7 protein-coding genes and 1 pseudogene are annotated in these 10392 nt (G+C 73.9%); 4 read left to right on the top strand and 4 right to left on the bottom strand.

The features are described 5' to 3' along the window. Positions 1-120: 120 nt before the first annotated feature. Positions 121-1224 (bottom strand): NADH:flavin oxidoreductase/NADH oxidase, encoded by a 1104-nt coding sequence (locus ACZ55U_RS34580; protein ID WP_465532739.1) that lies wholly within the window; start codon positions 1222-1224, stop codon positions 121-123. A gap of 150 nt (positions 1225-1374) precedes the next feature. Between ACZ55U_RS34580 and ACZ55U_RS34575 the strand changes: the two genes are divergently transcribed. Then, positions 1375-1818, top strand: a complete 444-nt coding sequence (locus ACZ55U_RS34575) for an NUDIX hydrolase (protein WP_465532737.1) — start codon at positions 1375-1377, stop codon at positions 1816-1818. A 149-nt stretch (positions 1819-1967) separates the two neighbouring features. Here ACZ55U_RS34575 and ACZ55U_RS34570 read toward each other — a convergent pair whose 3' ends face one another. Continuing rightward, complete coding sequence (locus ACZ55U_RS34570) at positions 1968-3365, bottom strand: MFS transporter (RefSeq protein ID WP_465532735.1); 1398 nt, start codon at positions 3363-3365, stop codon at positions 1968-1970. A gap of 482 nt (positions 3366-3847) precedes the next feature. Next, a pseudogene (locus ACZ55U_RS34565) lies at positions 3848-3997 on the bottom strand (TetR/AcrR family transcriptional regulator); the annotation flags it as partial. A gap of 47 nt (positions 3998-4044) precedes the next feature. Between ACZ55U_RS34565 and ACZ55U_RS34560 the strand changes: the two are divergent. After that, entirely contained in the window at positions 4045-5244 is a 1200-nt protein-coding gene (locus ACZ55U_RS34560; RefSeq protein WP_465532733.1) for an RNA-guided endonuclease InsQ/TnpB family protein, read from the top strand. On the opposite strand, the gene ACZ55U_RS34555 is transcribed toward ACZ55U_RS34560, so the two are convergent. Further along, positions 5203-5403, bottom strand: a complete 201-nt coding sequence (locus ACZ55U_RS34555) for a hypothetical protein (protein ID WP_465532731.1) — start codon at positions 5401-5403, stop codon at positions 5203-5205. The genes ACZ55U_RS34560 and ACZ55U_RS34555 overlap by 42 nt on opposite strands. A gap of 465 nt (positions 5404-5868) precedes the next feature. Between ACZ55U_RS34555 and ACZ55U_RS34550 the strand changes: the two genes are divergently transcribed. Both ACZ55U_RS34550 and ACZ55U_RS34545 read left to right on the top strand, forming a co-directional pair. After that, positions 5869-9756 carry a phosphodiester glycosidase family protein gene (locus ACZ55U_RS34550; RefSeq protein ID WP_465532723.1) on the top strand — a complete coding sequence of 1296 codons (3888 nt, stop codon included), beginning with the start codon at positions 5869-5871 and terminating at the stop codon, positions 9754-9756. Between the two features lie 275 nt (positions 9757-10031). After that, positions 10032-10337 (top strand): hypothetical protein, encoded by a 306-nt coding sequence (locus ACZ55U_RS34545; RefSeq protein WP_465532721.1) that lies wholly within the window; start codon positions 10032-10034, stop codon positions 10335-10337. The last annotated feature ends 55 nt before the right edge of the window (positions 10338-10392 follow it).

Below are 10392 nucleotides of genomic sequence, written 5' to 3'. Positions count from 1 at the left end.
GGGGGGGGGGGGGGGGGGGGTGGGGGTGGGCTCTCTTTTTTGGGTTGGGGGGGGGGGGGGGGGGGGGGGGGGGGGGACCCCCCCCCCCCCCCCCCCCCCCCCCCCGCCCCTCGGCGGCCGTCAGGCGCGGTGGTACTGGGTGGGCGTGGCGACCTCGCCGCCGAGTTCGGCGGCGGCGTGGCGGGCCCAGTACGGGTCGCGCAGCAGTTCACGGCCGAGCAGGACGGCGTCGGCGTGGCCCTCGGTGAGGATGGCCTGGGCCTGGGCGGGCTCGGTGATCAGGCCGACGGCCGCCACCGGCAGGCCGGTCCCGTTGCGCACCGCCTCGGCGAAGGGCACCTGGAAGCCGGGCGCGGCCTGGATCCGGGCGTCGGGGACGATGCCGCCGGTGGAGACGTCCAGCAGGTCCACGCCGTGCGCCTGGAGCTCCTTGGCGAGGCGGACGGTGTCCTGCGAGGTCCACCCCTCGCGGCCGTCCTCGGCGTTCTCGGTGAGCCAGTCGGTCGCGGAGACGCGGAAGAAGACCGGCAGGTCCTCGGGCCACACCGCGCGGACGGCGTCGACGACCTCCAGCGCGAAGCGGATGCGGTTCTCGAAGGGGCCGCCGTAGCCGTCGGTGCGGCGGTTGGCCGCGGGGGAGAGGAACTGATGGATCAGGTAGCCGTGGGCACCGTGGACCTCGGCGACCTGGAAGCCGGCGTCGAGCGCGCGCCGGGCGGCGTCGGCGAACTGCCCCACGATCTCGCCGATCTGCTCCTCGGTCAGCTCCTGGGGGGTGGTGTGGGAGGCGTCGAAGGCCTCGGCGCTGGGGGCGACCGGGGTCCAGCCGTACTCCTCGTCGGGGGCGACGGGGCGCCCGCGGTCGACCCAGGTGCGCTCGGTGGAGGCCTTGCGCCCGGCGTGGGCGAGCTGGATGGCCGGGACGGTGCCCTGGCTCTTCAGGAAGGAGGTGATCCGCCGGAAGGCGGCGACCTGCTCGTCGTTCCAGATGCCGAGGTCGTACGGGCTGATGCGCCCCTCGGGGCTGACCGCGGTGGCCTCGGTGATGATCAGCCCGGTGCCGCCGGCGGCGCGGGCCGCGAGGTGGGTGAGGTGCCAGTCCGTCGGGACACCGGCCGCGTCGCCGTCCGGGGCGGCGCTGTACTGGCACATCGCCGGCATCCAGATCCGGTTCGGGACGGTCAGGCCCCGCAGGGTCAGGGGGGCGAAGAGAGAGCTGCTCATATCGGACTCCCGGTGGGTCGGCGCCAGGGTGCTGGGCCGACGAGCGTGCAACTTTTGCGGCTGCATTTACACTCGCCAACAATAGTTGTGCATGCACATACCTGCAAGGCGGCTCTTCCGCGCACCCTCCCACCTGCGACAATCCGTTCCATGATCGACCCCGCAGTCACCGACGTCCCTGCCGCCCCGGCTGCCCAGGCCGCCCCGCTCACCGTCGCCGCCGCCGCGATCGTCCGCGACGGCCGGCTCCTGGTGGTCAGCAAGCAGGCCGCCCCCGACGTCTTCTACCTCCCCGGCGGCAAGCCCGACCCCGGCGAGGACGCCCTCCAGGCGCTGGCCCGCGAACTCGGCGAGGAACTCGGCGCGGCCCCGGTCGACCCCCGCCACCTCACCGACATCCGCGCCACCGCCGCCCTCGAAGGCGTGCCCATGCTGATGACCGTCTTCACCGCGGCCCTGGACCGCGACCCCGTCCCCGCCGCCGAACTCGCCGACCTGCGCTGGACCGACGGCCGCGACGACACCCTCCGCCTGGCCCCGGCCGTGCGCGACCACCTCCTGCCGCTGCTGCGCGAACGCGGCGACCTGGCCTGACGGGAAGCCCGCCGGCCCCGCGAGACGCCGGACGGCGCCGCCCGGACGAACCGGGCGGCGCCGTCGAAGCCGTACGCGAAAGCCGTGGACGGAGACCGTGCACGGAGGCCGTACGCGAAACCCGTACGCAGAAGCCGTACGCGAAGCCGTCAGCGCGCCGTCTGCGCCACCCGCTGCGCCGGGACGGTCCCCCGCCCCGCGCGCGCACCGGCGCCGGAGGCGGCGGCCGGCGAGGCCCCGAGCGCGGTGCCGCGCGTCTCCTCGGCCCACGCCACGCAGATCAGCAGCCCCACCGCTGTGACCCCGGCGGCGATCAGCATGGTCGGCCCGGTGCCGAGCCCGGTCAGCGACAGCGGCAGCAGGTAGGTGCCCACGGCCGCGCCGATCCGGCTGACCGAGGTGGCGATGCCCACGGCGGTGGCCCGGATCTCGGTGGGGAACAGCTCGTTGGGGTAGGTCCAGTCGAGCACGTTGGGCCCGCCGCACAGGAAGGCGTACGCGCACAGCGCCAGCAGCGCGACGGCCGCCGGGGCGGTGGGCCACACGCCCAGCAGCGCGAGCGGGACGGTCATCAGCGCGAAGGACCAGATGATGACGGGGCGCCGGCCCCGGGTGTCGATCAGGCGCAGCGCCGGGTAGCAGCCGAGCAGGAAGACGAGGCTGATCAGGCCGGTGCCGAGGGTCTCCATCAGGTTGCCGCCCGGCATGCCGAAGGAGGAGAGGATCTGCGGGCCGAAGGTGAGCATCGCGAACAGCGGCCCGACCTGGCACAGGAAGAACAGGCCGCAGAACAGGGTGCGGCGGCGGTAGGGCTGGGTCATCAGCAGGCGCAGCCCGGCGGGGCGGCCGCGCTCGGCGGGATCGGGCATCAGCTCCCGGCCGTCCACGCGCACGCCCAGGTGCTTCTCGACCACGTGCACCGCGTCACCGACCCGCCCGTTGGCCGCCAGCCAGCGCGGGGACTCCGGCGAGCCGCGCCGGATCACCAGGAAGACCACGCACAGCACCGTGGAGCTCGCCAGCATCCAGCGCCAGCTGCCCGGTCCGGCCAGCTCCAGGAACAGGTAGCCCACCACGTAGGCGAGTACGGAGCCGGCGTACCAGGCGATGATCTGCTGTCCGAGCAGGCGGCCGCGGTGCTTGGTGGGCAGCCACTCGGCGAGCAGTGAGGTGGCGATGGGGTAGTCGGCGGCCACGGCCATGCCGAGCACGAAGCGCAGCACGGCGATCGCCCACACCGCGTCGACCCAGAAGGAGAGTACCGAGCAGGCGACCATCACGAGCAGGTCGGCGGTGTACATCACCTCCCGGCCGATCTTGTCGGTCAGCACGCCGAAGAGCGCGCCGCCGACGAACATGCCGACCAGGGCGGCGGCGCCGATCAGGCTGACCTCGGCGGTGGAGAGCCCGAGGTCCGGGCGCATCCCGATCAGGGCGACGCCGACGATGCTCAGGATGTAGCCGTCGAGCAGTGGCCCGCCCGAACAGGCGAGGGCCAGCCTGCGGTGGAAGGCGGTATACGGGGCGTTGTCGATGGTCTGGGACATGTGCTTGGGGTCCTCCGGAGCGTACGGCGCGCACTGCGCACCGTGCGCCGGGTAGACGGCAGGGAAAAGCGCCGCCCACGTCGGACGGCGCCACCGCCCGGTCACAACGGGCGACCGTCCACGGTTGCCCGGCCCTCGCCGGGGCGCCACCGGGCCGAAGGTCGAGCGGATTCGCGACCAAGGTCCCGAAGCGGACAGGCCCTACGCCCGTGCCGGATCGGCTCCCGCCCAGTCCTGCCGGGGGCAGCCGCCACCGGGCGCCGCGAGGACGCGACCGGCGTGACCCTTGTCACCCGGAGCCTCTCGCGGGCCCGGAAATGTGGCCCATGTCACACCGGGGCGGCTTCCGTGCGTACGGGAACGACCTCTCTGTGTGACCGCCGACGGGGCTGCCGCGGCCGGCCGCAGGCGCTCGGCGGGCTTTCCGCCGGCTCCCTGCCGGCTCCCTGCCGGCTCCCCGCGGGCTCCCCGTCGGCTCCGCGTCAGGGCGTGATCCCCAGCCGGGCGAGCCCCGAGTCCAGTGCCGCCTCCAGGTGGTCGGCGGAGCCGGTGGTCATCAGGATCAGCACCCCGCCCTGGATCCCGGCCGGCAGCGCCGCTGCCTCCCGCTCGGCGTCCAGCTCCGCTGTCAGTGGTGTGTGGCATGGTGATCGCCGACCGATGAGGGAGGTGGGCCGAGTTGATCCGTGCGTACAAGTTCCTGATGCGGCCCACTGTGAGCCAGCAGCAGGCGCTTTCCGAGATGTTGCGGGATCACTGCTCGCTCTACAACGGGGCGTTGCAGGAGCGACGCGGCGCCTGGCAGCACACGTCTCGGACGACGGTCCGGTACGGTGACCAGTCCGCGCAGCTCAAGGAGATCCGGGCGTTCGACCCGGAGTGTCAGGGCCGGTGGTCCTTCTCCGCCCAGCAGGCGACGCTTCGGCGACTGGACAAGGCGTTCGCCGCGTTCTTCCGTCGGGCCAAGGCCGGCGAACAGCCCGGATACCCGCGCTTTCGCGGCGTGAACCGATTCGACACGGTGGACTTCCCCAAGGACGGCGACGGTTGCCGTTGGGACTGTGCTCCGCACGACCCGGCGACCCGAGTCCGCTTCCAGGGCATCGGCCAGGTCAAGGTCAACCGACACCGCCCAGTCGTCGGCAAGGTCAAGACCGTCTCGGTGAAGCGCGAGGGCAGGCGTTGGTACGTGGTGCTGACCGCCGAGCAGAGCGAGCCCGACCCGCTGCCCTCGACCGGGTCCGTGGTCGGCATCGACATGGGAGTAGCCAACTTTCTCGCAGACTCCGATGGCGGGTTCGTCCCCAGCCCGCGCTACGGCCGGAACGCCGCGGAGAAGCTCGAAGCCGCGCAGCGGGCGCTGGCACGGTGCAAGCTCCGTAGCAATCGCTGTCGTAAGGCCGTGGAGACTGTGTCCCGGCTGCACCGGAAAGTCCGCCGCCAACGGCTTGACCACGCTCATAAGACCGCCCTTGACCTGGTCCGGGCGCATGACTTCATCGCGCACGAAGACCTCAGGATCCGCGCCATGGTCAGGGCTTCCGTGCCGAAGCCCGATCCCGAGCGGGCAGGGGTGTTCCTGCCGAACGGGGCCAGGGCCAAGGCGGGGTTGAACCGCTCGATCAACGATGCCGGGTGGGGGGTGTTCCTCGCGGTCCTGCGTGCCAAGGCTGAGAGCGCCGGGCGGGAAGTGATCGCTGTGGACCCCCGCAACACCTCACGTCGGTGCCCCGGATGCGGACACACCACGGCGAAGAACCGGCCTGCTCAGGAGACCTTTCACTGCGTCAGCTGCGACCATACGGCGCACGCTGACACGGTGGGAGCCGTCAACGTCCTACGGGCCGGGCTGGTCCGTCGCGAAACCCGCCGGGGATAGCGAGAAGCCCCCGCGTCCACGCGGGGGAGGAGTCACGTAGTTGACGCCGGCCGCTCCCAGGCGCACCAGCACCTCGCCGGGGCCGGGCACCGGGTCCAGCAGCTCGCTCCAGCGCATGACCTCGGGGCCGCCGTGCTCCTCGATCCGGATCGCGTGCATGGGATGACACCTTCCTGTACGGGCTCGTTCGGAGGCGGAGAAGGGAACGGGCAGCACGGTAGGCAGCCGAAAATGGACCCACAAGTCCAGAAAACCCGTACGGCGACGGGCGGTTCACCGCGGGCCCAGCGGCACGGCGACATCCACGACGTGCTCCTGCGGCCCGGCCGTCGCCCAGTTCGGGTGGTACACCTCCCGGTTCGGCCCGCCCCGCTGGTACCCGCTCCGTGGCGGTACGTCAGCTTTCGCACCGGATCGGCCCGCCTGTTCGCGGCGCCGAGCGGACCGGTTCACCGGGCCGTGGACTGGAGGTCGTCCGTGCACGGTTGGCTGCCCCCGACCTGGGGGAATCGCCCCCGGGCCGCACCGTCCGCGGGCGAACGACGGCCGCGGCGCCCCGCACGCCGCCGCAGCCGCCCGAGCCCGCCGCCGTCCGAGCACGAAGTCGCCCGAGGAGAACCCCGCATGCCACCCCCGCCCGCCCACACCCTGACCGGCACCGGCACCGGCACCGGCACCCGTACCCGAGGCCGCCGCGCCCTGGCCGCGCTCGCTCTGGCCACCACGCTCGCCGCCGGCCTGCCCGGCCTCGCCACCCCCGCCTGGGCCGCCCCCAGCCCCGCCTCCGCCTCGGCGCAGAACCGGGCCCAGGCCGCCGACCCCGGCCTGGTCCTGGACCGCCCCGGCGAGTCGGTCGTCACCCGCCGCGAGGTCACCCCCATCGCCCCCGGCCTGACCATGACCTCCTTCGACCGCCTCGGCGGCCCCGGCTGGATCCGCGGCAAGGTCCTCGTCGCCGACCTGGACACCAAGGGCCTGAGCGTCGACTACCTGTCCTCCGGCAAGGTGACCACCCGCCAGACCGTCAGCGACATGGCCCGCGGCGCCGGAGCCGTCGCCGCCATCAACGGCGACTACTTCGACATGAACGCCTCCGAGGCCCCCCTCGGCGTCGGCGTCTCCCGCAAGGACGGCCTCGTCCAGGCCCCCGTCGAGGGCTGGAACCAGGCCGTCACCGTCGGCACCGACGGCCTGGCCCGGATGGCCCAGGTCTTCCTGGAAGGCCACGCCGGCCTGCCCGACGGCCGCGAACTGGCGCTCACCGGCGTCAACACCTACGGCCTGCCCGCCGACGGCGTCGGGGTGTTCACCCCCGCCTGGGGCGACGCCACCCGCGCCCACGTCGCGAACGGCTCCACCGACGTCACCGAGGTCGAACTGCGCGACGGCAAGGTCACCGCGGTGCGCGACACCCTCGGCGGCGCCGTCCCCGAAGGCGCCACCGTCCTGGTCGGCCGCGAAGCCGGCGCCCGCGCCCTGCGCGACCTCAAGCCCGGCGACCGGGTCACCGTCGGCTACCGCCCGCGCGCCTCCTTCGGCGAGGTCGCCGTCGCGGTCGGCGGCTACCAGGTCCTGGTCGCCGACGGCGTCGCCCAGCGCTCCGGCGAGAACGACGGCAACGAGCCCAACGCCCGTACCGCCGTCGGCTTCTCCGCCGACAACCGGCGCATGTACCTGGTCACCATCGACGGCCGGCAGGCCGACAGCCCCGGCATCAACCTGCCCGACCTCGCCGTCCTGATGCGCGACATGGGCGCCCACAACGCCCTCAACATGGACGGCGGCGGCTCCGCCGCGATGGCCGCCCGCCTGCCCGGCGCCCAGCAGGCCGGGACCGTCAGCAGCCCCTCCGACAACGGCGGGGAACGCGCCGTCGCCAACGGCCTCGGCCTCTTCTCCACCCCCGGCTCCGGCCAGGCCAAGGGCTTCCGGCTGCGCCCGGCCCAGGCCGTGGACACCGCCGCCCGCGTCTTCCCCGGCCTGCACCGCACCGTACGGGCCCTGCCCCACGACGAGGCCTACGGCGCCGTCACCGCCCAAGTCCCCGCCACCGCCTGGTCCACCGCCACCGGTGCCCGGGTGAGCGTCGAGGGCCGCGGCCTGGACGCCGTCGTCACCGGCCGCGCCTCCGGCCCGGCCGAGGTCGCCGTCACCGCCAAGGGCGCCGAGAAGGCCGCCCTGCCGCTGACCGTCCTCGGCCCCGCGGTGCGCATCACCGCCGGCAACGAGCCGATCGCCCTCGACGGCGCCGGCGCCACCGCCCGCCTCACCGTCACCGGCTACGACGCGCTCGGCCACGGCGCCCCCGTCGAGGCCGCCGACATCAAGGTCACCGGCGGCGAGGGCGTCGTCGAGACGAGCACCGCCCCCGACGGCACCCTCGCCCTCAAGGCCCTGGCCGACGGCAGGTCCGCCACCCTCGACCTGACCGTGGGCTCCCTGAAGAGCGCCGTCGCCGTCACCGTCGGCATGACCGAGAAGCCCTTCGCCGACTTCTCCGACGCCGCCGCCTGGAAGTCCGGCAACGACCGCGCCCCCGGCGGCTCGGTGGCCCCCGCCCCCGGCCCCGACGGCGCCCACGGCCTGCGCCTGTCCTACGACTTCACCCGGTCCACCGGCACCCGCGGCCAGTACGCCATCGCCCCCGACGGCATCGTGCTGCCCGGCCAGCCCCGCGCCGTCACCATGTGGATCGAGGGCGACGGCAACGGCGCCTGGCCGCGCATCCAGTACCGCACCGCCGCCGGCGTCACCGCCAACCTCGACGCCCCGATGGTCACCTGGACCGGCTGGCGCAAGGTCGAGTTCCCGATCCCGGCCGGCGTCCAGTACCCGCTGACCTTCCAGCGCTTCCGCCTGATGGAGACCAGCGCCGCCCGCTCCTACACCGGCGCCCTCACCCTCGCCGACCTGCGCGTCAAGGTCGCCCCCGACGTCGACCTGCCCGCCCGGCCCAAGGTCACCGACCCCGTCGTGCTCACCCACGGCACCGTCGACGGCCGCCCGCTGCGCGTCGCCGTCATGTCCGACGCCCAGTTCATCGCCCGCGCCCCCGACAGCGACATCGTCCAGGCCGCCCGCCGCACCCTGCGCGACATCGCCGCCGCCAAGCCCGACCTGCTCGTCATCGACGGCGACCTCGTCGACGAGGCCGCCCCCGCCGACTTCGCCCTCGCCCGCACCATCCTGGACGAGTTCGACCAGCTCACCGGCCACAGCATCCCCTGGCACTACGTGCCCGGCAACCACGAGGTCATGGGCCCCGGCACCATCGACAACTTCAAGGCCGCCTTCGGCGACACCACCCAGGTCTTCGACGTCAAGGGCACCCGCTTCGTCACCCTGAACAGCTCGCTCGGCACCCTGCGCGGCAGCGGCTTCGACCAGATCGCCACCCTGCGCACCGCCCTCGACGGCGCCGCCAAGGACCCGGCCATCACCGGCCTGCTGCTCTTCGAGCACCACCCCACCCGCGACCCCCTGCCCGACCAGGGCAGCCGGCTCACCGACCGCAAGGAGGCCGCCCTCGTCGAACAGTGGCTCGCCGACTTCCGCACCGGCGGCAAGTCCGCCGCCATGGTCACCGGCCACGTCGGCGCCTTCCACGCCCAGAGCATCGACGGAGTCCCGCACCTGATCAACGGCAACTCCGGCAAGGGCCCCGCCTCCGAACCCGACCGCGGCGGCTTCACCGGCTGGACCATGCTCGGCCTCAACCCCGCCGCCGGCCGCGTCGGCGACCCCTACGCCGTCGGCGACGACACCTCCGCCTGGCTGCGCGCCGAGGTCCGCGCCCGCGCCGACGCCGTCGACCTCAAGGCCCCCACCGCCCTGGGCCTGCTCGAAACCGCCCCGGTGAACGCCACCTTCAGCCAGGACGGCGAGCGCACCGTGCCCGTCGCCTGGCCGGTCACCGCCCAGTGGGGCGGCAACGGCGTGCACATCGGCACCGCCGCGAGCGCCCCGCGCACCGCCGTCGCCGCCTACGACCCGGCCACCGGCACCCTGACCGGGCTGCGCCCGGGCACCGGGACGCTGAGCGTCACCGTCGGCGGGGTGAAGGCCGAACAGCCGCTCACCGTCGGCGCGGTGCCCGCCTGCACCACCACCGTGCGCGGCAAGCACTCCTCGCTCGCCGTCACCTCCGGCGTCACCTGCCTCCAGGGCGCGAGCATCGACGGCCCGGTCCTGGTGCAGCCCGGCGCGGCCCTGGTCGCCGTCGACTCCACCGTGAGCGGCCCGCTCTCCGCCCGCGGCGCGGCCACGCTGGTGCTCAGCGACACCACCGTCCACGGCCCGGTTGCCGTCAGCGGCACCACCGGCACCACGGCCCTCCTGCGCACCACGGTCGCCGGCCCGCTGCACCTGGCCCTCAACCAGGGCGCCACCCTGCTGGCCGGCACCACCGTGCGCGGCCCGCTGGACTGCTCCGGCAACACCCCACCCCCCGCCGACGGCGGCCTCGCCAACACGGTGAGCGGCCCGAAGGGCGGCCAGTGCGCCAAGCTGTGACGCCCCGCAGATGACGCCCCGCAGGTGAGGAACCACGGGTGAGGAACCGCAGGCCCGGACCGCGACCACGGTCCGGGCCTGCGGCCTTGTTCTCCGGGCCCGGCGCGGGACGCGCACCCACCACCGCGCGCACTCCCGCACGCCCGGTCCCACACCGGCCGCCGGGTAAGCGGAACAGCCGGTTTCGGCCACTTGTGCCGTGAATGGATACAACCGATCACATCGTCGGCATGCTGACCGCACACCTTGTTCGGAACACGGCGAAGGAGAAGGCCATGCGTCGAATCGCTGCTCTGGGGACCGGTGCGGCGCTGCTGGTGGCGGCCGGGGTGACGGCGGCGCCGAGCGCGTCGGCGACCTCGTACTGCAGCACCACCCAGGGGCCCAACTGGGGCTCCGTGAGCTGCCAGACCACCGCCACCAAGAACCACTGGCAGCTGGTGCTGGTCTGCAACAACGACAACGTCAAGGGCAACCAGACGACGGTCATCGGCTCCTGGCACATGGGCGACGGCACCGACACCCTCTACTGTCCGACCGGCTACAGCACCGCCTACACCAAGGTCAACAACGACAACTGACCCGCCGCGCACGGGTGCCGGCCACCGCCCGACGGCGCGGCGCCGGCACCACGGC

The sequence above is a fragment of the Kitasatospora sp. NPDC034533 genome (genome assembly GCF_055575155.1).
This window is presented reverse-complemented; position numbering and strand designations above follow the sequence as displayed.

Excerpts from the sequence above, each read along its gene's own strand:
- ACZ55U_RS34580 (WP_465532739.1), bottom strand. The coding sequence starts at position 1,224 with ATGAGCAGCTCTCTCTTCGCCCCCCTGACCCTGCGGGGCCTGACCGTC.
- ACZ55U_RS34575 (WP_465532737.1), top strand. The coding sequence starts at position 1,375 with ATGATCGACCCCGCAGTCACCGACGTCCCTGCCGCCCCGGCTGCCCAG.
- ACZ55U_RS34570 (WP_465532735.1), bottom strand. The coding sequence starts at position 3,365 with ATGTCCCAGACCATCGACAACGCCCCGTATACCGCCTTCCACCGCAGG.
- ACZ55U_RS34555 (WP_465532731.1), bottom strand. The coding sequence starts at position 5,403 with ATGCACGCGATCCGGATCGAGGAGCACGGCGGCCCCGAGGTCATGCGC.
- ACZ55U_RS34550 (WP_465532723.1), top strand. The coding sequence starts at position 5,869 with ATGCCACCCCCGCCCGCCCACACCCTGACCGGCACCGGCACCGGCACC.
- ACZ55U_RS34545 (WP_465532721.1), top strand. The coding sequence starts at position 10,032 with ATGCGTCGAATCGCTGCTCTGGGGACCGGTGCGGCGCTGCTGGTGGCG.